Raw genomic sequence first — 24,303 nt, 5'->3', positions numbered from 1 at the left:
TCAACCTCTACAAATGGGTTGAGTTGCAGTAGTGGCGACTTGAATTTCAACGGGATGCTTGCATGACAGATAGAGACAAGGCCCATTTTGAAAAGGAAGGGCGATTCCTTTCGCAAATGCATGAATGAAGGCAGGGACTTGGTGCAAGCATTGGTGCAACCGAAGAATCGCGGAACATCGAAAGTGTCTCGATGCTGCGGTTGTGTCGAGCGGGCATCAATCACCCAACCAACGCCAGTCCAGCTGACAACACAAGCTTGGGCAACCTGAGTTTGTGTCGCCCGCTGGGCTGGGTGTTGAGAGTTTTTCCCTTTTCACTCCCTTTCGATTGGAAGGTGTATGCTAATCTCAAAAACTCGATTCGAGGTGGTTTGAAAATGCGTGTCTTGGCCCGTGCAGTTTGTTTGTTCCTGTTGTCGGTGACGTTCCATTCCCAGGCATCGTTGCGTGCTGACGATGAAGGGATTGAGATCGGCAACCGTCGCGAATTGTTCGTCGATCACCTGCTGATTGATCAGCTTGAAAACGTTCGTCTGGTGCTCAATCGGCCGCGGGATGAAGGGGTGGCGTTGCGGTTCGACAAACCGTGGGAAGGACCGTTCTGCGGATACTGCACCGTGATTCAAGATGGTGATCTGTACCGACTGTATTATCGCGGCAGCCCGAAAGCCGGTGCCGATGGCAACCCCGGCGAAACCTACTGCTATGCCGAATCCCAAGATGGGATTCGATGGGTCAAACCCGAGCTGAATCTGTATGAGTTCCAGGGCAGCACCAAGAACAACATCGTCCTGGCCGATGCGGCGCCGGTGACCCACAATTTCAGCCCGATGCTTGACACTCGACCCGACGTGCCTGCCCAGGAACGGTTCAAGGCGATCGGCGGGACGATGACCAGCGGTTTGATCGCCATGGTTTCAGCGGATGGCATTCATTGGGAAAAGATGCAGGACGAACCAGTGATCTCCTCTGAGATGGTTCCGTACGACTACATGTTCGATTCGCAGAACGTTGTCTTTTGGTCTGCATCGGAACAACGGTACCTGTGTTACTTTCGTGTCTTCGAAAGCGGGATTCGTCGCATCTGTCGATCGACCAGCGATGACTTTGTGAACTGGTCCGCACCCACCTTGATGGAGTATCGACACCACGGGGGCAAGGCACCGATGGAACATCTCTATACCAACCAAACGCATCCCTATTTCCGTGCCCCACATTTGTACGTCGCCGTGGCGGCTCGTTTCATGCCGGGGCGTCAGGTGCTGTCTGAATCGCAGGCTGAGGCAATCAACGTTGCGCCCCGGTACTTCAAGGACACTTCCGATGCGATCTTGATGACCTCTCGCGGTGGGTCGGTCTATGACCGGACCTTCCTCGAGGGATTCATTCGTCCCGGCATCGGTTCGAAAAACTGGGTTTCGAGGACAAACTACCCGGCGCTCAACATCGTGCCAACAGGATCGGAGGAGATGTCGGTTTACCTCAATCAAGATTATGCCCAACCGACTTCTCACTTGCACCGGTACTCGATGCGGCTCGATGGATTCACTTCGGCTCAGGCACCGTTTCGCGGCGGCGAGTTATTGACGAAACCGCTGACGTTTTCCGGCAACGAACTGTCGATCAACTTCGGGACTTCAGCCGCCGGCGGTGTTCGAGTGGAGATTCAGGATGCTGCCGGACAGCCCGTCCCGGGCTTCACCTTCTCCGAATCGGTGGAACAGATCGGAAATGAAATCGACCGCGTGGTCCGATGGGATCACGGGAGCGACGTGGCGTCGCTTTCCGGAAAACCCATTCGGCTACGGTTTGTGATCAAGGACGCAGACCTGTATTCGTTCCGTTTCAACGATCGCTGACCGACAACACACGTCACTGATTGACTGGACTAGCTGCGACGCAATGGTTGGACCAGCCAAGCAACGGATCGCCGGATGGTGCTCGCCTGTCATCCGGTGCACCATGAAGTGAATGCGAGTGATGGAGTCATCTCTGGGACCGTTAGCTAACTAGCGATCGGTCTCGCATCGTTTTCTCGCGGCAGCGTAAGCAGCAAGCGGTGTCGTTCTTCCCCGCTACTTCGATCGCTTGCGTAGCAATCGTCGGCCCACTGCAACGCTCACCAGAATGAGTCCGCCGAAAACAAGCAACCAAGGCAGGATCGCGATGGCAGCGATGACGATGTGTTCACCGGTCTGCTTCATCGCGTTGATGGATTGTGACCAAGATTTCTGGATTCGTGAACTGAATGTCGGCGCTGCCGGAGGGACGTACTCCTTTTCTTCGCGGCACTGAATCGTGATGGTCGCCAAAGCGGAACGATCCGATAGCACTCGCAGGCGACCTTCCATGCGTTCGATCTCTTCGCGAACACGCGAAAGTTCGCGTTCGATTTCTAAGACATCGGATAGCTTTCCGGTTCGTTCTTCGAGCATCGTGATAATGCGTTCTTCGAGCTTCTTGTTGTTTCGGATTCTCGCCTCGACGTCGACGAATTCTTCGGTGACGTCTTGAGCGTCTTCGGTGCGAGATTCCGCGAATCCCAATCCGGTGACGCCTCGAAGGAAGGCGACGTAGTTCGCAACTGGAATGCGAGCGACCCACTCGCCAGATTGTCGATTGTTGTAGCGGCGATTCGTTTCGCTGTTGGAAATGAATCCTCCATGCTGGTCGACCAGGGCTGGCAGTTTTGATTCAAAGGTCGCGTACTCTTTCACGACCAAAGACAGGTGGGTGTTGTAAACGATTCGTCGATTGGTTTTTGCGTTCTCGCTTGATTGGTCCGCGTCCAATGATTCAGTGTCGGCCTCATCGAAATCCGGGCGGCGATTCGGAGCTTGTGCGAGCGAGAAGGATGCAGGTTGTTCTTGAACGGCTTGCTCACTCATGACGTCGAGCTTGGTCGAGAATTGATTGGACTGCGGCCCGCATCCCGAGATCAACAGCAGGACGACAAGAAAACTGTTGCGAAAGTTTCGTTGGTTCATCAACTTTGGTCCTGCGTCGGTGGAATGTATGTCGCTAGATGATCAATTCGGCTGAATCGGTTGTGGACGATGCGACGAAACGCGAGCCGAAGGATTCGTTGCCTCATCCATTGCGGGAATGGCTGAGGACTCGTTGCCTCGTCCACTACGGGAATGGTGGCGGTGAAGGAGTGTGATGTGTCGTGCCTCACCAGGACTACGATGGGGACTGGCTGAATATTAGGTGCGAGAGCATCGGATACGGAATTGCGGTGGTGGACGAGGCGAAACGTCCCGAGCCGAAGGATTCGTTGCCTCATCCACTACCGCGGTTTGTGTTCACCCGATGTTTACGGTGTTGGGATGTCGTTGAGGATGAAATCGACCGCGTCTTGTGCGACGGAGGTGGGCGACTCGTAGATCAGCTTTGACCCTGGGGGAGGTGATCCTGCGGCACCAAAGTCAAACAGGTAGCCAATCCCAACGCCGGAATCCGTTTGTCGAAAGACTTGGTAACCCAAGTGATCCAATCGCGTGTCGTCTTCGAGCAAAACGTAGGCTTCGTTTTCGAAGATCCATTGTCGATGACTCTCCAGCGATCGACCGGCGGATTGCAGTTCGACGCCGACGCGAATTTCGCGAAGTGGGTCGGCGTCGCGAACGGATTCGATCGCGACTGTCATTTGGTCTTCCGTTTGAGAGGCGGCGGGATCGTTGAGGTCCAAGGTGAATGTTTCGCGTCGGCCGGGGATCATTGCGGTCAGCGTTCCTGACAACCGTTCGATCTTCTCCGCGGGCAAACTTGGAAGCTGCATGGGTAGAAAGAACTCGCTCTGCGCCATTTCACTGTTGGTGGCGATGTCAATCGTTTCACCACTGGTTTGCGGCACCAAGGCTTCCCCCGAGCTCAGCTTTCCATTGACGGCGCTGATCGGCAGCGACAATCCGATGGGCGTTCGGTTGGGTTGCCATTCAATGCTGAGATTGAGGTTCAGCCCGCTCAGTTCTGGTGAACGCAAAACACGTCGGGCTGTCACCACCGTGGGCTCGAGCCGATAGATGCCGACGTAGGCGGCCGATTCCACCCGGGACGGACGGTTGGCCTGGCGTGGGATCAGCATCAAGGTGGTTCGGTCGCCGCCGTAGAAATTGATGTCCAAATCGGCTTGATCGAGGACATGGTCGACGGCGTGCCAGAAATTCAGTGGCGAACGCGGGGCCTGAATCGATTGGCCTGGATCGATGCCTGGCCCAGCGGCTTCGAGATCAAATTCGACTTCGCTGGCGGCCGAGATTGCCTCGAGAGCCTCACCCAGCGTCTTGGCGTTTTGCAGGCGGATCAGTTGTGTTTCAACATGCGTTTCCGCTTTGCGAGTCGCCCATTCCGTGCGCACCCGGTTGAGGCGTTCGCGTGCCTCGATCGACAAGTCATCGAGAATCGCGGGGAGATTGTCGGCGGCTTCCGGTCCGGCATCGATCAACTTTTGCTCCGCTGCACGACGTGTTTGTGCTTCGTCGGCGTCGAGCTCGGCGATCCAGATCGGAACCTCCAGTTCCAGGTCCGTGGTCTCGGTTGCGTCTTGTCCAAACAGCGGCGTCCCGGCAATGGCGGTCACGCAGAGGGCCATCAAGGTCACCGCAATCGTGACAAGCCGAGGATGCGTGACGTGAAAACGGTGCATGTCAAGCTTTCGAGAGAAGTTTTGAACTGAAAAATAGATGGTGAGCGTTAAAACCGTGAGGGTACGAGGAACCTTCCGTCCAAAACCGGTGTCCGCCCGTCCGACGCTTCAATCTTAACCTAGGCTTGAATAGATCGCGTGGGTGTTGGGGGGCATCAACGGTTCGGTTGTGTTCCTGTGTTGCTCCTCGCCGTTGAATTCCATCATGTCGATGACTTTCACCACCATCGCGAAAACATTGAACGTCGTGCCTGCTTGCACGCGGCGTCGACCTGCGTCGTTTGGCAGGACTCGATCTGGACGGAAACGTGGTGTCGGGTTGGCCGCTGCCATCCTGTGCACTGGATTGTTGCACAACGAAGCCGGTGGTGAGCCAGTCACGCCCGCGTCTCCAGAACGCTCTCAGCACCTCGTGTCCTCGAAAACACTGGCTCCCTCGATCCGACCGGGGTTGGTCGAGTTTCGAATTGGGAACAAGTGGCAAAGCGGTCTGCACTTGATTGAGTCGCAAGACGAATCGCTGGTCATTGGCAGAGACGGTTGGCTGCACACGATCAGTCGAACAGAAAAATCAGAATCGATGCGTTCGGTCACGGGGAAGTTCCTGCCGACCACGTCGGTGGAACTTCGCAACCAATTGCGTGCTGAGTTCGGCAGGGAGTTTGAAGTGATTGCCACCCAAAACTTCTTGGTGGTCCAACCCAGAGGTCGCGGAAGTCGTTGGCCGAAGATGTTCGAGCAATGTCATCGCTCGTTTGTGAACTACATGGAACGACGCGGCGTGAAGGTTCGCGAAGGTCGTTTTCCGATGGTGGCAGTGGTTTTGCCCGATGCTCGCGCCATGTACGACGAGATCGCGAGATTGGGAATCGATGTTTCGCGTGTCGCGGGGCTGTACGCCAACAAGTGCAACCGTGTGATGACGCATGACGGTGGTGCATTGAGTTCCATCGCAGCAACCGTTCGCCATGAAGCGGCTCATCAATCAGCCTTCAATTGCGGTGTGCACAGCCGAGTCAACGACACCCCGAGTTGGGTGACGGAAGGCATCGGTCAAATGTTCGAACCGACCGCGATGAGTTCGGGACGAAGCGGGACCCGGTTGGTCGAGCGCGTGAACAAGGATTCTGTCCGGCAACTCCGTGAAACCATCGACATGGATGATCCCGCCGAAGTGGCGCGATGGGTGGACCGGATGATTCGCAGTGATGACCTGTTTCGCAATCCAACCACGATCCACACAGCCTACGCACTGGCTTGGTCGATGATGTTTTATCTGGCCGAACGCGACACCGATGCCTTCGCGGACATTCTGAACTTCACGGCCACACGGCCTCCGTTTGAAACCTATCGGTCCGGACAACGGATGATCGATTTTGAACACGTGGTCGGCAGCGACGTGCGTGATTTCAGCAATCGATTGACCCGATTCGTCGCGGATTTGCCTGCGAAATGACAGGCTGACGCCGTTGGGCGTTCATGGATGGGTGGCCGTTCATGAACGCATGGCGTTTCAGATCCGGCGATGTTCGCTTTTGATGCGATTGGGCTCGCCCGGCGTTTGAGCTAAGCAGGTACGCAGGTGTCATCGGGTATGTGAGCCGCTGGCGTTCGCCACGGTTTTCACGCACAACCGGGGCGAACGCCCAAACGGCTCTCATGGTTGTGCTTGATCACTCCTGCCGACCTGCTTACGACCTGCTTAGAGAACTTTGGTCTGCCCGGGAATCGCGACGGCATAGTTTCCGTCGGGAAGTGGCTGAACCGGGGCGATGTCCTGAAGGGAATTCAACGCGTCAACATCGGCCAAGCATTGGTCGCTTTGAAGGGCCTCGTTCCAACGGACGATTTTGCCTGAGTAACTGGCCATTCGACCCATGATTGCGGTCATGGTGCTGGTCGCCCCGTACTCACCTTCGTTGGGAATGTCTCCATTTCGAAGTGCGGCGAAGAGGTCGTCCTGGGCTTGCTGGCAGCCTTTGTCCTTGGAGTTTTTCTGGGCGCTCTGCCAGACCACTTTGCCGCTCGTGTCGCGAATGATCGCAGCGCTGATGTCACAGGATCCTTGCGTGCCGTGGATGTGTTCGCTGACCGTGTTCCAACATCCACGAACATGGCGGCATTGACTGAGCAGTCGCACGTCCTTCGCGTAGGTGAACTCGATCATGTGATGATCAAATGTTTCACCCAGCGTTTGATCGGATCGTGAATCGCGGCCGCCTTGGCCTTGAGCGGAGACTGGGTGCTGCCCCAGCACCCAATTGATCACATCCAGGTTGTGAACGTGTTGTTCCGCGATGTGGTCGCCGCCAGTCCAATTGAAGTGTTGCCACTGGCGAAGTTGATATTCCAGTTCCGAAGCGTTGTTTGGACGAGGGCGCAACTTGGACCCGGCACCATTCCAGTAGGCGCGGGCAAAGATTGGATCACCGATCGCGCCTTCTTGAAGTCGTTGGACACATTCGCGGTAGCGTGATTCATGGTGGCGTTGCAAACCAACCGCAACAGCCAAGCCCTTTTGCTTCGCGACTTCGTTGGCCGCCAGGACACGGCGGACTCCCGGCGCGTCGGTCGCAACCGGTTTCTCCATGAAGACATGTTTGCCGGCTTCAATCGCCTTCTCGAAATGCAGCGGTCGGAATCCGGGAGGCGTGGTGAGGAAGACGATGTCCGCATCGCTTTGGAGCACCTGTTTCCAGCCGTTCAGGCCGACAAACCGAGCCCCGTCCACATCGACTCGTTTCCCGCCTGGGCCGCTGTTGCCGTGTTTGCTCTTGATGGCACGGTAGGCTGATTGCAAATTGTTCTCGAACGCGTCCGCCATGGCGACCAAGCGGGTTGCGCCGTCGGTGTTCAGGGCTTGGATCACCGCGTTGGTGCCGCGACTGCCACAGCCGATCAAGCCAATCTTCAGCGTGTCGTCGCCGTAGACATGAGCCCCCTGAGCGACGCTGAGGTTGGTCCCCAGCACACTGCCGCCGGCCAGCATGATGCCGCCGCTTTGGATGAATTTGCGACGATTGGCGCGTTGGTCCAACACGGCCGATCGCTTGGAACCGGAAAGCGGATCGCCAGCTGGATCGTTCGGCGATTCGTTTTCGGGCGGCACGGAGGAGCGTGAAGGCATGAAATGTTCGCGAAGGGGATTTCGACAAGGCGGGGACAGAGACGCGAGGCCGCCACTGCTGCAGCGTGCAGTTTAACCCAGTCGAAACCAAGGGGCCAACAATGCCGCCGCGGTGAACGGCAATTCGATCAAATGTTGGCCTATTCCTTCGGCTTTTTCAGTTTGATCAGGCCGGCTGCTTCCGCTTTTTCCAATTCTGCCTGCATATCGACGTAGTTGGGTTCAGGCAGATCTGGCCCCTTGCGAACGACTTCAGCAGAGATGATCGCATCGGGCGGCAACTGGATTTTCTTCTCGTCACTCTTCGATGGATCGCGGCGGCGCATCGCGCTGACGCGGTCCATGCCTTCGATGACCCTTCCGAAGACGGTCTGGTGACTGGAGGCCACGGCGACGGGCAAGAAGAAAATGGCGATTTGTGAGCTGGCGGAGTTTTCGATGAAGCGGCCTTCGCCCATGGGGATCTTGGCCATCACCACCGAACCCCGGAGAACATGATGCGAGTTCTCGTTGGTGTGCTCATCGATCAAGAATTGGCCGCTGTTGCCGCGTCCGTCTCCGGCCGGGTCACCTGACATCGCCAGCATGTTGGCAACGACTTGGGTGAAGTCCAGGCCATCGTAGAACCCGTCTTCCACCAGCTTCATGAAGTGGGCCACCGTCGAGGGAGCTTCTTCGGGATACAGCTCGATCAGGACATCACCGCGAGTGGTGGTCAGGCGAACTTGTGGAAGCGAATCCCGATCGATCTTCTCCAACCGTTCTTGTTCTTCTTTGTACTGCTTTTCCAATGCATCGAGGAAGTGCTTGTTGGCCAGGTCAACCTGTTCCAGTTCGTCCTGTTCAAGTGATTCGTAGACCTTGCGAGCGGTCTCGAAGTTGCCGTTGGCGATTCCCGCCCGCGCAGCGGTCAGAAACAAGTAGCGATAGTTCTGGCCGATATCAATCAATCTCGCCGCCGCTTCGAAGGTGGCGAGATCGTAGATGTCGTTGTCGAAATGGTGCTGGACCATTGTGACCATGTAGCTGGCCGCTTCAGGACTGGGCAGCAATCGAAAAACCTTGACCGAGTTTTCCATCTGCTCCTGCATCAGGTCCCATGTCTTGTGTTGCTGAGCCCGAAATGCTTTCGAGGCTTCCCGGCTGCGATCGATGTCGTTGTTGTATCGAATGTGAATCTTGCGAAGTTCCAGCATTGATGCCAGCAACTCATGGTGAGTGGAACGAAATTTCGCATAGATCTCCTCGGCCTCTTTGCGAACATCGTCGGGCATCTCCGCCAAGGTCTTGGCGATCATCTCGGGATCGTCTTTGACTCGGCCACCGTCAACGCCCTGCTGCGTCTGGGCGGCGTCGTCGTGAGAGTGATCATGGGCATCCTCGTCCGAGCTGGCTCCGGATTCCTGCGCCGTGGCTGGATCAACCCAGCCCGTCAGAGCGGGAACGCCCAGTCCAGCCGTCAAGAACATGGCGATCAAAATCGGGGCCGTTGCTAGCCTGCGTGACCGTCGAGAAGATTGGTTCGAGAAAGCGAGCATGCGAAAGACCGAGGAAGGGAAAACGTACGATGGGACGCGAAAGCACACCAAATCGAGCGTGATCGCGAAAGGGTGGGACCGTCCATTGAAAGGGCCCGTCGATTCGCAGGGGCTGGCCCCGGCAAGAAACATTCGTTCAGGAGGTTCCTTGTTCGCGACGTACGCACGAACTCGGGCGATGGTTTGTTCGCCAACTAGGATTCGGGTGACGGCCCCTGGGGATTTCATCCCGTGGAGGACCGAGTCGTCTCAACTGCATTGAAAGGCCCTCGAGATTCCTAGGGGGCGTGTGTGGACGAAATTCGGCTTCATCCGCAGGTCGATTGGACTGCGGCAAATGATTCCGGTCGGTTCGCTGCACGCGGGTGACAGAGTGAATGCTCAGGATTGAGCAGGCAGGTTTCCTCCTTCGTTGCAAGTCAAAATACGAACCCGGCGCGCCACAGGCTGTTGATTCAATCAGCCGGAACGCGATCGCGTCCGGTTCGTTTTCGGTAACCGTGGGCTACCGCTGGGCTGCGAAATGCTTGGTGTTGTGGAGCGTATCGGTTTGCGCAAGTTCTGTTCCACGACTCCGCCCCAAGGGGGCAGACCTATGACAGCCCAGGGCAACGCCCTGGGTTACGGCGGGACCAAAATTGCAAAGCCCCAACGGGGCGGCCCTAGCGTTTTTGGGGGATTCTCTGTTAGGGCCGCCCCGTTGGGGCGTGGGACAGAACCAAAATTATCGCCGTATTGTTCGTGATAACCCTCAAGTTTTGACAGCCCAGGCTAGCGCCAATCGGCGACTTGCCAACCACGTCGATATTCCACCCAACCTCGATCATCTCCCGGTAACCAAGTGCCGTACGTGTTTGGCCGCTTTCCCGGTGCCTCAGAAGGATTTGTTTTGCGTTGGCGGCTTGTCGAATCAGGTGATACCGTTGAATTTATGGTCCGCTGCTGGACGCTGGCCCACTTTGGCTGAGCCCGGCGCTCGGTTGCTTTGACCCTTGTTGCCCGTTCGTTTCCGGTACTCCGACGGATTGTTTCATGACCAGTTCTCCATCCCTCGCCTTTCGAATCGGACTGGGGTACGACTCACATCGGCTGGGGGAAAGCGGTCCACTGCGTGTCGGTGGTGTTGAAATTCCCGGGGATTTTCATGCCATCGGTCACAGCGACGCCGATGTTTTGCTGCACGCCGTCACCGATGCGTTGATGGGAGCCATCGCCGGACCTGATATCGGCCGGTTGTTCCCGGATGATGCCGAAGTCAACCGGGACCGAGACAGCCGCGACTTTGTCGTCGAAGCGCTCCGGCGAGTGCAGGCGGCGGGGTACCAAATCAACAACCTCGACGCGGTCATCCTAGCGCAGAAGCCCAAGATGGCACCGCACATTGACTCGATGCGGGAAACGCTAGCGGAGATGTTGCAAACCAGCGTCGAGCAGGTTGGTTTGAAGGCCAAGACCGGGGAAGGAGTCGACGCAGTCGGACGCAGCGAAGCGATTGCGGCAAGAGTCGTGGTGATGCTCCACCGCCGTTGAACGGCAGGCTGCCGGGCATTCCGTTGGCGATCACTCGGAGCTGATCACTCGGAGCCAACCGGGCCGATGTACTCGATGCTGCTGATGGAAGAGGTGTTGGCCTGGATCTTGGCGATGGCTTCTTCCATCGCGTAGTACTGGCTCAGCAATCGTTCTCGTTGAGCGTCCAACAGAGTGTTCATGGAATCCACCCGGTCATCGTTGCGTTCGATGTGATCCGACAAAGTCTGTGTTTTGCGAATCAACATGCCGTTGTCCACGCCGGCGTAGGTGTCGGCGAGGTTCTTCAACTGGCCCACCATGCCGATGTTCTCATCCTCGTCGTTGGTTTTGTTGAAGAACTCTTCCACGGCATCCGTGTCGGTTTCCAAGGCGGCCTTCAATTTGGTTTCGTCGACTTGCAGTTGGCCGTTCTCATCGATCCGCACGCCGATTTGACTGAACGAGCGAATGGAGTCGCCGCTGCTCGACGGCAACGTTCCGGTCAGCAATCGCGAATACCCATTTTGGATCCGCAAGGTTTCGGAGGATCCGAATAGCAGTCCCACTTCGTTGGCTTCCGCATCGAAGAACGTCACTTCTTCGATGTTGTCGATCAGTTTGTTGTATTGATCTGCAAATCGTGTGATGGCGGACACGATTGTGTCGTGATCGTCGTCCACGTTGACGCTGATGGGATCGTCTGACAATTCCTTGACGGTCAGATTCAGCCCACTGATTTCGTCTTCAAACACACCGTCGGTCGATGTCAAGAAACGTTCGGTTCCGCCGTCGGTCGAGATCGACAGCAGAGCGTCTTGGCCTTTCGAGGCGGTCCGTAGATTCAGGTCGATCCCTTCCAGGTTGACGGAGATCCGTCCTGCGTCGCCGCCCTGCTTGCTTCGGATTTGCAACCCGTACGAACCGTCGGAGTTCGACACGATCGATGCGTCCGCGTAGCGATCCGACAAATTGATTTTCTCAACGATTGATTCGAGCGTGTCGTCTTCGGTGATCTCGATCGAAATGGACTCGCTGCCGGCGATGCTTTCGCCCGGGGCAGCGGTGCCCGCCAATCCCAAACCGGCGGCGACGGTTCCGGTGCCGGTGTCTTCAATCTTGAGTGTGGATGCACCGCCAGCGGTGTCCGTGATCACGACGCCGTCACCGCTTTCGTTGATCGCGGCTTCGACACCAATCTCCAAGGAATTGATTCGATCGATCAGGTCGCCGATCGTTTCAATCTCGTCAACGGCCAAGTTGATCCCGCCAGTGGATCCGTTGCTGTCTCGGATGGTGAAGCTGCCGGAGCCGACGCCTGCCCCAGCGTTCAATTCGGACAGTTTGGTGTCGACCGTCACCGATTGAAAGTTGAGGTCTTCGCCAACCACGATGTCATCGGTGGTTGAGGCGGCGATGCCGAGATTGGTAGCGGTATCATCCGCCGCACTGATCTCGAACGTGCCGGCTCCGCCAGAGACGTCACGCAGGCGGAGTCCGTTGCCGGCGTCGTTGATTCGAGCGATGACGTCCAGTCCACTGCCATTGATTGCATCAATGACTTCGTTGAGCGAGGTTGCCCCGGACAGGTCGACGCTGGCCGTGCTGCCGTCGCCGGTTTGAATGTCCAGAGTCGTCAGGGTGCCCAGCCCGTTGCCACCGCCCAATTGCGACAGGCTGGCTCCGTTGAGTGATTCCACCCCGTCGGGCATCGGAATGTCGTGGCCGTCGACGGTGCTGGCGGCCACATCAATTCCGTGCAGGCCGAGGTCAGCGGCGGTTTCCGCGGTTCCGAGTTGTTCGACTTTCAGATTGCTGAGCGTTTGGCCCGTCTGATCGATCAGTTGAATCTTTCCGCCAGATGTCGTGGCTTGGATGTCAACGTCAGCGTCGTTGATCGCTTGCAGCACATCGTCGACGGTGCGAGCTTGGGAAAGGTCGACCTCCGCGGACGTTCCACTGCGGTCGGTCAGGCGGATTGAACCGCCCTCGACGCCCAAGCCATTGTTGAGCTGGGACAGGCTGACCTTGGTGTCAACAAACCCGCTAGGTTTGATCGTGAGCGAACCCGACAGGCTCAACCCCTCATCGAACGAGCTGAAACTCTGCGCGGAAGCGACACTGTGGGTGGCGGCAGTCCGGAGCGTGCGAATCAGGTGGTTGCCGTTGGTGACTTCGTCGCGAGTCGACACGGACAACGCATCGTCATTGGACGAAGTCGCGTTCTTGCTGCTGAACAACGCCGACGAGCCGAGCGCATCGCCAGACAGTTGGACACCAATCACGGACGCTGTCAGCGAGGCGATTTGTTGTTGTTGACCAAGCAGCTCTTCTGTTTTCGCAAGCAGGCGGTCGCGAGGTTGTCCACTGATGGCCATCAATTGATCGACCGTCCCGACGATGTCGGTTCCGGTGACCAATCCGATCGATGATTGCAAGCGAGCCATGACGAACCAAAGAAAATTTGAATGAGTGAGACGAAAAACGCATGCGTCTCAATCCAGCAACCTTCTCATCGGCAAAGTCGGCCTGTTTGGTCCACTTTTCGATGCCTGGTCTGTGTATCAATTGGGAACATGGTGGCAAAAGTGGGGGTGGGTGCATGATCCCAGTCCCCGCCTTTGGCGGCCAACACCGTTCAGGACGCAATCGCTGGATTGTGACTCTGAAGCCTAGGACGCTCTCACGATCGTGGCGGCGAGCTCAGTGAACAACCGTCCGGTTGGGATGGGATTCCAGGCGGCGTGCGTGAACTATGGCGGTTGTTCTGATTGAGACGGCGCCTGCATGCTGTGGAAGCGTCCCGGGCGGGAACTTCTCAGCGCGCGAAAAACGAGACGGTGCCTCCGCCAAATCAGCCCCGGACGAGCTGATTCAGCGGGAACACCGTCCCGTCATGTGTTGCATTGATTCAGCGGAAGTATTCGTCCGCTGCTTCAAAATGGCTTGTTCGATCTGCGTTCAACTCACCAAGGGGCGCGAACGTAGTTCAAACCGAATTGATCGGTGTGGCTGGGCCAGTTCGGTGTCGCCTGAAAGCGACCCGGTGCCGCTGCACCTGGCGTGCTGGCATTGCGACCGTACTGGTGATAAATCGGGTGGTTCGTATTTTGGCTGACGCCCCACGAATACGTTTGTCGCAGGTGAGCGGTCGGGGGGACGACCATCGCGGTCGGTTGCCCGTACGGGGCGTAGTAGTAATTGCTGTGCCAAGCACGCGTTTGTGCAAAGTTGTGGTTCCAAACCTGGGTCACCGCGTACGGGTCAGCCGCTTGGGCTTGTTCGGATGAACCGGCCAAGCCGCTGAAAGCAGCCAAGGCGGCGAGACAAAGGACGATGCGTTTCATAGCTCGGGGTCCTCGAGGACGGTGGTTTTGGCAACAACATTCCGCTGCAAAGAACGGACGGGGGGAGTCAGTTTCGCGAAAGGTTCGCGTTGCCAGAGGCTGGATCAGCGAGGCAGACGCAACGTGTTCCAGTAGAAATTGCTGGCGGCTTGGCGAACCGGCGGGCTGTAGTAAATCGCTCGCGTGCGGTTCATACCACGACCATTGTCATAATAGTTGTGGTAGCGGTCTTTGTGCCAATAAAGCATTTCGTTGGGGTACAAAGGCTGGTACGTCAGGTAGGTGCTCCCGACATTGGGAGGAACCGGCACAGGCGACACGAACATCTGCGCGTTCGCGGCGTTGGCAGGGCCCTGGGTGTAGTAGTTGTAGAACAGGTCGGGCTGTCCGTACTCGCGTCCTTGAACGCCGGCTTCACCTCCGGACGCTCCGCCGCAATCGCCGTTGGCGCATCCACCTGTGGCGGGGCCGGAGTCACTGGTTCCGACCACCGTGTCGCTGACGACGCGTGAGCTGACGATGTGCTCGCCCTGTGCCATCGCGGCGGGAGCAAACAGCGTGACGCTGGCTGTTCCGATGGCGATTGCAGCCAGGGTGCGTGAGCGGCGGGTGATTTGCGTGGCAATGGTTTGGACCGTCGCCACGGTTGCTTTCCAATTTCGCTTCATCTTGCGTTCCTCCTCGAACGACGACGGACCAGTTGTCTGGGATTTGGTTTCGACGCGAATTGGAAACAAAAACAGCCGATACTGATGCGGCATGATGATCGTGAAAGGCGGGGGATTTCGCCCAGCAGGCACGGTTCGCCCAACTCGGACCAGCTTTTTCAATCGCAATCGACGACCGACGCGATCCAAACGCGGCAATCCGCGGTTTCGCTAACAACCCCGTGGTCGCTATAACCCCCAAACTCGCATCCTCATCCGCGATCCTGCATTTCATCCCCTCACACCAAACGTCCCCAACGATTTAGGTTGATTCCGCGTGGCGAAACGTCGCAAACCCTCCGATTCTGCATCCAGTCGCTCCAGTTCGGCCAAGAACAGTCGCTCCAAACGAGGCAAAGTGGACCCGTTTGACGAGTCGCTGCTGGCTGCCATCGAAAACATCCCACTTCGATTCGCGGCTCAAGATCGCTACCTGAACTACTCGCTGTCGGTCATCACCAGCCGTGCGCTGCCGGATGTCCGCGATGGCCTCAAACCGGTCCAGCGGCGGATTCTGTACACGATGTCGCAGCAGCGACTCGATTCGTCGGCCAAGCACCGAAAGTGTGCCAAGGTCGTCGGCGACGTGATGGGGAACTACCACCCCCACGGTGACAGTTCGATTTACGAGGCGCTCGTTCGGATGAGCCAATCGTTCTCGTTGCGGATGCCCATGATCGACGGCAGCGGCAACTTTGGCAGCATCGATGGCGACAACGCGGCGGCCATGCGGTACACCGAATGCCGCATGACACCGATCGCCTCGGAGGTTCTGGCGGATCTTTCCAGCCGCACCGTGGCGTTCAAGCCGAACTACGACGGCACGCGAGAAGAACCGGTTGTGTTGCCGTCTCGCGTCCCCAGCTTGCTGGTCAACGGGGCGACCGGAATTGCGGTCGGGATGGCGACCAACATTCCGCCGCACAACTTGAAAGAGGTTTGCAACGCGCTGCTCAAGTTGCTGGCCAATCCGGACATCAAGGATTACCAACTGGTCGCCGGTGATGCGATTCAAGGACCGGATTTTCCCACCGGCGGGCACATCACCAACACCAAAGAGGAACTGCGTGAGATCTACGCCACCGGCACGGGCACGATCAAGTTGCGTGGGGTTGCCGAAGTCGCCGAGAAGTCCCGAACCGGCGACACCCTTCGGATCACCGAGATTCCATTTGGTGTCAACAAAGCCGCGATGGTCGAACGCATCGCGGAACTGGTCTACAGCAGCAAACTGCCACTGGTTCAGGAAGTCCGCGACCTCTCAACAGAAGACATCCGAGTCGATCTGCTGCTGAAGAAGAACGCCGATGCAGACAAAGTGCTGGCGTATCTTTACAAGCACACACCCCTGCAAACCAACTTCAACGTCAACCTGACGTGTCTGACGCCCACCGAGAACCCCGAAGTCGGTGCTCCCAAACGACTCGGTTTGAAAGAGATTCTGTGGTACTTCTTGCATTTCCGTTTGGACGTGCTGACCGCGCGACTCACCAACGAATTGCGAGCCCTCGAGAAAAGGATTCACATCCTCGAAGGTTTCGCATTGATCTTCGATGCGTTGGACGAAATCATCAAGATCATCCGCAGCAGCGAAGGCAAAGCCGACGCCGCCGAAAAGATCATGAAGCGATTCCCGGTCAAGGAAATTGCAGCGGGCAAGTCACGTCGAAATGTGCAAGCCTCCAATGGCTTGGACGCGGAACAAACCGATGCGATTCTGGAATTGAAGCTGTATCGTTTGGCACGCTTGGAAATCAACGTGGTGCTGGACGAACTGAAGAAGAAACGCAAACGCGTCGATGAAATCAACAAGCTGTTGGCCGACGACCGAGACGATTACACCTCCTCGGGACGTTGGGCGATCATCAAGGGCGAGTTGCAATCGCTGATCACTGAATATGGCAACACGCCCGACGGACGACGCCGTAGCGCTCTCATAGTGCCGACCGAAGAAGTGGAGTACACCGAAGAGGATTTCATCGTCGCCGAAGATTGCCACGTCATGGTCACCGTCGACGGATGGGTCAAACGGCAAAAGCAAATCGCGGATCCCTCGAAGAGTCGCCTCCGACAAGGAGACGCGGTGCTGGCTTGTGTCTCGGGCAACACCCGCACGACGATCGCCTGCTTCAGCAGTTTGGGCGTTTGCTACACCGCTCGCATGATCGACATCCCCGCCTCCACCGGCTTCGGCGAACCGATTCAAAAGTTGTTCAAGTTCAAAGACGGCGAGCACATCATTGCAGCGTTGTCGATGGACCCCAGGATTCTTGGCGACATCAGCGAAGATCCCAAGGGGAATTACTACCCCGCGATTCATGGGTTGGCCGCGACCACGGACGGGTATGCCCTGCGGTTTGGTTTGCAGCCCTTCGCGGAACCTTCGACCCGCGCCGGACGCAAGTTCGCACGAGTGAAACCAGGGGCCAGCGTCGTGGATGTGGTGCCGATCACCGGGACGGAAACGGTGTTGGCTGTTTCAGCGGACGCCAGAGCCATGGTTTGCCCAGCCGATGAGATCAATTACTTGTCCGGCGCCGGCAAAGGTGTGCTGCTATTGAAACTCGCCGCCAGCGACAAATTGCTTGGATTCAAACCCTCCACCGGGGACCGGGATCTGCTCAACGTGGTGACCAACCGTGGCGCTAAAAAGACGATTTCGACGGTCAAGTACCGCACAACGTCGCGGGGTGGTCGCGGAATCGAACTGCAGAAGAACGGCAAAATTGCCGAAATCGTTCGCGATCCGATCGAACCACCACCCGTCTTCGAAGACTGACGCTGCGGCACACTGCCATTCCGATCGCCTTGGCAACCCGCCGAGGCTGATACCTTCACCCACCCCTTCGACTTTCAACGCCTCATCTGCATGTCCGTTGCACCGAAAGAATACAACGCCAAAAACATCACCGCGCTGGAAGGCCTCGAGCCTGTGCGCAAGCGTCCCGGCATGTACATCGGTGGAGTGGGATCCACTGGTTTGCATCACCTGATCTGGGAGATCGTCGACAACTCGGTGGACGAGGCCATGAACGGCCACGCATCCGAAATCACTGTCACACTTCACAAAGACGGGCAAACCGTTTCGGTCAGCGACAATGGTCGCGGCATCCCGGTCGACAAGCACCCCAAGACGAAAAAGTCGGCCCTGGAAATGGTGCTCACCGTGCTGCACGCGGGCGGGAAATTCGAAGGCGACAACTACAAAACATCCGGTGGTCTGCACGGGGTCGGGGCTTCGGTCGTCAACGCGCTCAGCAAAGAACTGATTGCGGTTGTCAAACGCAACGGGGCTCAGTACCGGATGACGTTCTGCCGCGGTCAGGCCACCTCGAAGTTGCAGAAACTTCGCGGCACCATTCGTGGAACGGGAACGACGATCACGTTCACCCCAGATCCGACGATTTTCCCACGAACGACATTCAACGGGGACACGATCAAGCAGCGATTGGAAACGGCCAGTTTTTTGCATCGTGGTGTGAAGGTCACGTACATCGACGAAGTTGCGAAGACTCGCCAGACGTTTCTGCACGAAAACGGCATCGTGGATTACCTCGGGAAGGTCATCAAGGAACGCGAGGCTCGGACGATTCACGAAACACCGTTCACCTACCGTGTCGATGCCGATGACCGGGTGGAAGTCACCTTGCAGTGGACCGAGTCGACCGACGAACACGTTCGCAGTTACGTCAACGGGATCCCAACGGGCAGCGGCGGCACCCACGAAAATGGCTTTCGAGGCGGGGTGGTCAAAGCCGTTCGCAATCATGTCGACACGCACAGCCTGACGCCTCGCGGGGTCAAGATCACACACGAGGACATTCGCGAAGGTTTGATTGCGATCGTCTCGATCTTTGTGGCGGAACCTCAGTTCCAAGGCCAAACGAAAGACCGGTTGAACAACCCGGAAGCCCACGGGATCGTCGAATCCGGTGTGCGGAGTGCGATGGAGCAATGGCTCAACAACAACCCGTCGGTTGCCGATGCCGTCATCGCTCGGATCGTCGCCGCGGCCCGTGCCCGCGCCGCGTCACGGGCCGCCAGTGAAGCGGTTTCGCGAAAAGGTGGCTCCAAGCGAACGATGCTGCCCGGCAAATTGTCGGACTGTGTCTCGGGTGGCAAAGGAAAATCGGAACTGTTCATCGTCGAAGGTGACTCCGCAGGCGGCAGTGCCAAGCAAGGCCGTGACCGAAATTGCCAAGCCATCCTGCCGCTGCGTGGGAAGGTGCTGAACACCGAGTCGGCCACCCTGAAAAAGATCCTCGACAACAAAGAAATCCAAGACATGATCGCGTCGCTGGGGTGCGGCATCGGCCCCTCACTGAACCTCGCAAATTTGCGTTACGATCGAATCATTTTGTTGGCTGATGCGGACAGCGATGGTCACCACATCACGACGCTGTTGCTGACCTTCTTTTACCGGCACATGCCCGCGTTGATCGCTGACGGTCGCCTGTTCATTGCGGTTCCCCCGCTGTACCGAATCGACATCGGCAAAGAAACGTTTTGGGCGGCTGACGAAGACGATCGCGAACGCATTTTGGCCAAACACCAGGGACGGGCGAATCCGGAGATCACGCGTTTCAAAGGTTTGGGCGAGATGATGCCGAAGGTGCTTTGGAACACGACCCTGGATCCAACCAAGCGAACGTTGTTGAAAGTCGAGATCGACGACCATCTGGAAACCGACCGCACGATCAGCGACTTGATGGGCCGCGACGCATCGGCACGCTTTCGGTTCATCATGGACCGCGCCGAAGACGCCAGCGAAATCGACGTGTAAGGACGTTCGCCACGGCCAGTTGCCTGGCATGGATTCGACGGTCTTTGAACGGCCGTCGTACGGGGTGCGTTGTCGGATGGGCTTCCGAGCCTTTTTGTACCCCACATCTTCTGGGAGCCGTTTGCGTTGTAAATACAGGCGTTTTGAAGCCAAACATCCCTTGCCCAAGAACCATTAAGCAGGTACGCAGGTGTCATCGGGTATGTGAGCCGTTGGCGTTAGCCACGGTTTTCACGCACAACCGGGGCTAACGCCCAAACAGCTCACATGATTGTGCTTGATCATTCCTGCCGACCTGCTTCGTGATCGATCAGCGGAGATGAGTGTTCCCTTGGCCGCTCTGGCGGAACACTAATCCACTCTGATCGGACACTAATCTTTGGTGTTTCGAGATGTGGGGTATAAAAAGGCTTCCGAGCCCCTCCGGTCGAAGTCTAGCTGGGTTTGACTTCTCCGATGCTGGGCGGGCAAGCCTTCAAAACTTCGCTGACAATGTCGTCCATCGTTTGATGACTGGTGTTGATTCGTAGGTCCGCCGATTCACGGTAGAGTGGTTCGCGGTGGGTCATCACCGTTTTGACTTCATCGAAGACCGATTGATCCGTCAGCGAGGGACGTCGATCGGCCGTGGTTTCATCGCCAGCCAATCGAGCCATCAGAATTTCAGGTTCAGCGTCCAGCCAAACGCACCAGCCCGAATTGGCGATCAGGTTCCGGTTGGCCTGGCGAAGGATTGTGCCACCACCGAGAGCGATCACATGCGTTGGCCGCTGGGCGACTTCCACCAACGCGGCTTCTTCGCGGTCGCGAAAACCGGACTCGGTTTCAGCGGCGAAGATTTCCGCGATCGATTTCCCTGCCGTCGATTCGATCACATCATCCAAGTCGACGACCGGCAAAGACAACCGCTGCGCTAAAAGTTTCGCAAGCGTACTTTTGCCGCACCCGCGGTAGCCGGTCAAATAGAGATGCTGAGGTTTCACTGCGTCGATGTTCATGACGCGAAACGCTACCAGCCCACGGTTCGATTGAGAAGTCCGAAGGGAATGAGATGAATTGGATTGCAAAGACAACGTTGACCGTGGTGCTGATCATCGGGCTGGCGGTCCAAGCGACGGGGCAAAGCGATGTCGTCCGCCAAACGGACGAGGCAGCAGCCGTTCCTGCTCGGACACAATCGGCGGTGAATCCGGAAGACGTTCCGCAGGCACTCGAGGGTGAGTTCGACACGCGAGACATCGCTGCGGCGACGGCCTGGGCCGACCAACTGCACCTGGCGGATTGGTTGGGGCCGCTTGCTCCACTGGCCTTGTCTCCGTTTTTCGGTGTCGCTTGTCTCTCGGGTTTGGCTTTGTGGGGACCGGACTGGATCACGGACAACGCGTTGTTGGGGTCAGCGGGGCCGCTCCGTAGTGTCCCGCTGTTCTGCGTTTTCGCGGTTCTTGCAGTGGTGACCAGCGTCCCGCGATTGTCCAAGGTCAGCAAACCGTTTGCACAGGCGATGGATCAGCTGGAAGCGTATTCGGTGATTGTGATTTTGTTGGCGATCAAGATCACGGCGTCCATGACCGCCGATTCGGTTGGCACCGACGAAACGCAGCTGGCAATGGAAACGTTGCCGGTCTACACGGCGGGGATCTTCAGCTTCACCGCCAACACGCTGATTTTGATTGCCATGACGGTCAACATGTTGGTCATCAACAGCGTCAAATTCTTCTTTGAATTCCTGGTCTGGCTGACGCCCTTTCCGACTGTCGACGCCATCTTTGAGGTTTGCAACAAGTCACTCTGTGCCGGACTGATGGCGGTGTACGCGCTCAGTCCGACCCTGGCAACGGTGTTCAATTTTGCGATCCTCTTGGTCGCCGCGTTGATCTTCCGCTGGGCCGGCCGGCGGGTGAAGTTCTATCGGACGATGTTGTTGGATCCTGTTTTGGCTCGGATTTGGCCGGGATTCGCGACCCCCGACCCACGTGGCGTGATCGTGTTTTCACAAGACTCGATTGGGCCCTATCCCGCGAAAAGTTGTTTGCGTTTGCGTCGCGATGACGAAGGTTGGTTGTTGACGCCGGCCACCCCCTGGTCGCCCTTGTCGTGGGGGTTGGGCCGGGACGGGCACGTTCTTCGGTGCGAAGCCTCACCTCGGCTGATTCGCGGTTGGTTGACGCACTCGATCCATGCGGATTCGGGAGACGATGCGGTCGTGTTGTTAAAGGTCAGTCGTCGGCATGACGCGCATCTGACGATTGTGCTGGAGCAATGTGGTTTGAGGGAACACGTGGAAGACCAGGCGGCTTCGAACGAGTCCAAACGGCGTGACTCCGCGGTGGAGTTCGCTTGAGGCCGTGGAGCATCGCCCAGCATCGATGGATGACCTCGGCTTGAAAAATGTCGTGAAAGTCAGCCTAAATCGTGGCTCAACGGGGCTCGGTCCTCTTTGGGCGATGACCTCGGTGGACTAAAGTGGGGACGCATTGTAAGTCCCCCTTGGTCAACCGCATTGAATTCGGAGCTGCTTGAGAATCGATGGCCACGCAACGTTTGACCAAGCAGAATGCCGCGATGATTTCGGCCGCCGTGGCGCTCCGAGCGGATCGAAATGCTGACGCCCTGCTGTTGTTGCTGGATGGCAGCACCGATTGGAAACGAATTTCGGAGCTGACCGAAGCAAGCAAAAACATGGTGATCGTCGCGGTCGATACCATCGGGGACTTGGACGGTGCCGCCGAAGCGGGCTTGAAACCGCTGGCGTTGAACAAGGAAAAGGCTCCGCTGCTGGAACGCTTGCAAGAGGCATTGTTGGAAGCCGCTGCCGACGAGTTGATCCGGACCAACGGAGAAGTCGTTGCGGTCTACAGTGGATTTCAACAGGGCCGGCTGGACTCGATCAGCCACCTGCAACTGGATGAGCGGATGCGTCGGTTCACCGTTCGCGATCTGCAGACGCTCGAAAGCAGCGTCCCTTTGAAGACCATCAAAGCGGTCGTCGACTTGGCATCGCAAATTGGCCGAGAAGGTCGCGAGGGCAAGGCCGTTGGAACCATGTTCGTGGTCGGCGACAGCCGCCGAGTGCTGGAACACGCCAGCGACAGCGGAGCCGATCCATTTCGCGGATACAACAAAAAACACCGCAACATCTTGGACCCCAAGGTGCAGGAAGATGCGAAAGAGATCGCCCAGCTGGACGGCGCGTTTGTGGTCACCGCGGACGGCATCATCGAACGCAGCCGCCAAATGTTGGAGGTCTCTCACGAAGACCTGAAAATGACCAAGGGGCTCGGGTCCCGGCACTGGGCCGCTGCCGCGATCACGCGAAAAACGAAGGCGGTCTCGGTCGTCGTCAGCCAATCCACCGGCACGGTGAGGCTGTATCAGAACGGGTTCTTGATCCTGCAGATTGTGCCCATGGACAAGGCGATCAAGTGGCAAGAATTCGCGTTCGAGCCACCGCAACAATCAGCGGACGAAAACTAGAACACCGCTCGCACTCGGTTCCCAGCTTCGATTCGCTGTGTCGACACTCCCGTGACCAACATCACAACTCGAAGCGTGACAGGCTGTTGATTGAGTCAGCCGGAACGCGATCGCGTCCGGTTCGTCTTCGGTAACCGTGGGCTACCGCCCGTCGGCTGATCGCTCAATCTGCGAAACGCACTCAACCAATAGCCTGGTGAGCGAGGGACAACCTCGAATGCTCAGAACTGGTGCCCTTTGCGGGGACCGTCTTGCGTTTGCGTCAGGATCTCGGGGCCTTCTTCGGTCATCAGGATCGAATGTTCGAACTGAGCCGAGGGGCGTCCGTCTCTCGTTCGGACTGTCCAGCCGTCTGCTTTGTCACACTGGGTGTAACGTGAACCGGCGTTGATCATGGGCTCGATCGTGAAGCACATGCCGGGGAACAAGCGATCGATTCGGCTTTGGCGGTTCGGGAAGTGAGGAATCGAAGGGTCGAGGTGAAATTGTTTGCCCAACCCGTGACCCACGTATTCGCGAACGACCGTGAATCCACGTCCTTCGGATTCGGGAACGACGGCTTCGCCGATGGTTGCCACCCGGCAACCGGGGGTCAGAGCATCGATGGCCAAGTGCATGCAATCAAACGCACACTGGGTCACCGCCCGCTTCTCATCGCTGACTTCGCCCAACAAAAACGTCTCGCTTTGGTCACCGTGCCAGCCGTCCACGACGGTGGTGATGTCGACGTTGATGATGTCGCCCTCGCACAGCTCGTAATCATCGGGAATCCCGTGGCAGATCACTTCGTTGACGCTGGTGCAACAGCTTTTCGGGTACTTCTGATACCCCAGGGTTGCTGCTCGGTACCCGTGCCCGTAGGTCCAGTCGTGGACCATTTGGTCAATTTTGCCCGTTGTGATGCCGGGTTTGACATGCGGCCGGATGAAGTCCATCAGGGCGGCATTGGCTTGGCCTGCGGCCCGCATCATGTCGCGCTGAATGTCAGTGAGGATCAGTTTTCGTTGCTTGGTCAGCATGCTTCTAAGTGGTGCTGGATCGGTTGATGGTGGGCCGTCAGAGGCGAGTTGCCAGCATAGCAGGTTTAGAGAGGCGGCAAACCCAATCTGACATCAGATGCCAGCCGGTGGGGGGACCTGAGGCGGAATGATTGGCACAATCCGGCGATTT

Annotated in this window: 16 protein-coding genes; 7 read left to right on the top strand and 9 right to left on the bottom strand. The window is 57.4% G+C overall.

Going from position 1 to position 24,303, the window contains the following annotated elements:
- Window positions 1–335: 335 nt before the first annotated feature.
- A complete protein-coding gene (locus tag UH5x_RS04270; RefSeq protein ID WP_482634829.1) occupies window positions 336–1,859 on the top strand; it encodes a hypothetical protein in 1,524 nt (507 codons plus the stop codon).
- A gap of 216 nt (window positions 1,860–2,075) precedes the next feature.
- On the opposite strand, the gene UH5x_RS04265 is transcribed toward UH5x_RS04270, so the two are convergent.
- Window positions 2,076–2,987: a DUF4349 domain-containing protein gene (locus tag UH5x_RS04265; protein WP_482634828.1), complete on the bottom strand. Its 912-nt coding sequence runs from the start codon at window positions 2,985–2,987 to the stop codon at window positions 2,076–2,078.
- 329 nt (window positions 2,988–3,316) lie between these two features.
- The gene (locus tag UH5x_RS04260; protein ID WP_482634827.1) at window positions 3,317–4,648 is read right to left on the bottom strand and encodes a hypothetical protein; all 1,332 of its coding nucleotides are present in this window, start codon (window positions 4,646–4,648) and stop codon (window positions 3,317–3,319) included.
- A gap of 142 nt (window positions 4,649–4,790) precedes the next feature.
- Here UH5x_RS04260 and UH5x_RS04255 point away from each other — a divergent pair, with 142 nt between their 5' ends.
- Window positions 4,791–6,104, top strand: coding sequence for a DUF1570 domain-containing protein (locus UH5x_RS04255; protein WP_482634826.1), 1,314 nt, complete (start codon window positions 4,791–4,793; stop codon window positions 6,102–6,104).
- A 246-nt stretch (window positions 6,105–6,350) separates the two neighbouring features.
- On the opposite strand, the gene UH5x_RS04250 is transcribed toward UH5x_RS04255, so the two are convergent.
- Complete coding sequence (locus tag UH5x_RS04250) at window positions 6,351–7,775, bottom strand: Gfo/Idh/MocA family protein (RefSeq protein WP_482634825.1); 1,425 nt, start codon at window positions 7,773–7,775, stop codon at window positions 6,351–6,353.
- 140 nt (window positions 7,776–7,915) lie between these two features.
- Window positions 7,916–9,244, bottom strand: coding sequence for a peptidylprolyl isomerase (locus UH5x_RS04245; RefSeq protein WP_482634824.1), 1,329 nt, complete (start codon window positions 9,242–9,244; stop codon window positions 7,916–7,918).
- 1,101 nt (window positions 9,245–10,345) lie between these two features.
- Here UH5x_RS04245 and ispF point away from each other — a divergent pair.
- Entirely contained in the window at window positions 10,346–10,843 is a 498-nt protein-coding gene (gene ispF / locus UH5x_RS04240) for a 2-C-methyl-D-erythritol 2,4-cyclodiphosphate synthase (protein WP_047816957.1), read from the top strand.
- Between the two features lie 44 nt (window positions 10,844–10,887).
- On the opposite strand, the gene fliD is transcribed toward ispF, so the two are convergent.
- From fliD to UH5x_RS04225, 3 genes are all read right to left on the bottom strand, one after another.
- Window positions 10,888–13,269 (bottom strand): flagellar filament capping protein FliD, encoded by a 2,382-nt coding sequence (gene fliD / locus UH5x_RS04235; RefSeq protein WP_047816956.1) that lies wholly within the window; start codon window positions 13,267–13,269, stop codon window positions 10,888–10,890.
- A gap of 519 nt (window positions 13,270–13,788) precedes the next feature.
- Complete coding sequence (locus tag UH5x_RS04230; RefSeq protein WP_482634823.1) at window positions 13,789–14,169, bottom strand: hypothetical protein; 381 nt, start codon at window positions 14,167–14,169, stop codon at window positions 13,789–13,791.
- Window positions 14,170–14,273: 104 nt separating this feature from the next.
- Window positions 14,274–14,837 carry a hypothetical protein gene (locus UH5x_RS04225; RefSeq protein WP_482634822.1) on the bottom strand — a complete coding sequence of 188 codons (564 nt, stop codon included), beginning with the start codon at window positions 14,835–14,837 and terminating at the stop codon, window positions 14,274–14,276.
- Between the two features lie 316 nt (window positions 14,838–15,153).
- Between UH5x_RS04225 and UH5x_RS04220 the strand changes: the two genes are divergently transcribed.
- Both UH5x_RS04220 and UH5x_RS04215 read left to right on the top strand, forming a co-directional pair.
- Complete coding sequence (locus UH5x_RS04220; RefSeq protein WP_047816955.1) at window positions 15,154–17,655, top strand: DNA gyrase/topoisomerase IV subunit A; 2,502 nt, start codon at window positions 15,154–15,156, stop codon at window positions 17,653–17,655.
- 90 nt (window positions 17,656–17,745) lie between these two features.
- Entirely contained in the window at window positions 17,746–19,659 is a 1,914-nt protein-coding gene (locus UH5x_RS04215) for a DNA gyrase/topoisomerase IV subunit B (protein WP_047816954.1), read from the top strand.
- 434 nt (window positions 19,660–20,093) lie between these two features.
- On the opposite strand, the gene UH5x_RS04210 is transcribed toward UH5x_RS04215, so the two are convergent.
- Entirely contained in the window at window positions 20,094–20,657 is a 564-nt protein-coding gene (locus UH5x_RS04210; protein WP_482634821.1) for a shikimate kinase, read from the bottom strand.
- 53 nt (window positions 20,658–20,710) lie between these two features.
- Between UH5x_RS04210 and UH5x_RS04205 the strand changes: the two genes are divergently transcribed.
- Together UH5x_RS04205 and UH5x_RS04200 are read left to right on the top strand one after the other, a co-directional pair.
- Window positions 20,711–22,000: a hypothetical protein gene (locus UH5x_RS04205; protein WP_482634820.1), complete on the top strand. Its 1,290-nt coding sequence runs from the start codon at window positions 20,711–20,713 to the stop codon at window positions 21,998–22,000.
- Window positions 22,001–22,185: 185 nt separating this feature from the next.
- Window positions 22,186–23,133 carry a DNA integrity scanning protein DisA nucleotide-binding domain protein gene (locus UH5x_RS04200; protein WP_047812869.1) on the top strand — a complete coding sequence of 316 codons (948 nt, stop codon included), beginning with the start codon at window positions 22,186–22,188 and terminating at the stop codon, window positions 23,131–23,133.
- A gap of 221 nt (window positions 23,134–23,354) precedes the next feature.
- Here the strand turns inward: UH5x_RS04200 and map are convergent, their stop codons facing one another.
- Window positions 23,355–24,152: a type I methionyl aminopeptidase gene (gene map / locus UH5x_RS04195; RefSeq protein WP_047812868.1), complete on the bottom strand. Its 798-nt coding sequence runs from the start codon at window positions 24,150–24,152 to the stop codon at window positions 23,355–23,357.
- Window positions 24,153–24,303: the final 151 nt, after the last annotated feature.

The sequence above is a fragment of the Rhodopirellula sp. UH5 genome (assembly GCF_056839225.1).
Note: the sequence above shows the minus strand (reverse complement) of the source record. Positions and strands in the feature narration are given on the sequence as shown.

Bases quoted from the DNA above. Each gene is read 5' to 3' on its own strand.
- UH5x_RS04250 (WP_482634825.1), bottom strand. From the start codon at position 7,775: ATGCCTTCACGCTCCTCCGTGCCGCCCGAAAACGAATCGCCGAACGAT.
- UH5x_RS04265 (WP_482634828.1), bottom strand. From the start codon at position 2,987: ATGAACCAACGAAACTTTCGCAACAGTTTTCTTGTCGTCCTGCTGTTG.
- map (WP_047812868.1), bottom strand. From the start codon at position 24,152: ATGCTGACCAAGCAACGAAAACTGATCCTCACTGACATTCAGCGCGAC.
- ispF (WP_047816957.1), top strand. From the start codon at position 10,346: ATGACCAGTTCTCCATCCCTCGCCTTTCGAATCGGACTGGGGTACGAC.
- UH5x_RS04245 (WP_482634824.1), bottom strand. From the start codon at position 9,244: ATGTTCTTGACGGCTGGACTGGGCGTTCCCGCTCTGACGGGCTGGGTT.
- UH5x_RS04225 (WP_482634822.1), bottom strand. From the start codon at position 14,837: ATGAAGCGAAATTGGAAAGCAACCGTGGCGACGGTCCAAACCATTGCC.
- UH5x_RS04205 (WP_482634820.1), top strand. From the start codon at position 20,711: ATGAATTGGATTGCAAAGACAACGTTGACCGTGGTGCTGATCATCGGG.
- UH5x_RS04260 (WP_482634827.1), bottom strand. From the start codon at position 4,648: ATGCACCGTTTTCACGTCACGCATCCTCGGCTTGTCACGATTGCGGTG.
- UH5x_RS04215 (WP_047816954.1), top strand. From the start codon at position 17,746: ATGTCCGTTGCACCGAAAGAATACAACGCCAAAAACATCACCGCGCTG.
- UH5x_RS04230 (WP_482634823.1), bottom strand. From the start codon at position 14,169: ATGAAACGCATCGTCCTTTGTCTCGCCGCCTTGGCTGCTTTCAGCGGC.
- UH5x_RS04200 (WP_047812869.1), top strand. From the start codon at position 22,186: ATGGCCACGCAACGTTTGACCAAGCAGAATGCCGCGATGATTTCGGCC.
- UH5x_RS04210 (WP_482634821.1), bottom strand. From the start codon at position 20,657: ATGAACATCGACGCAGTGAAACCTCAGCATCTCTATTTGACCGGCTAC.
- fliD (WP_047816956.1), bottom strand. From the start codon at position 13,269: ATGGCTCGCTTGCAATCATCGATCGGATTGGTCACCGGAACCGACATC.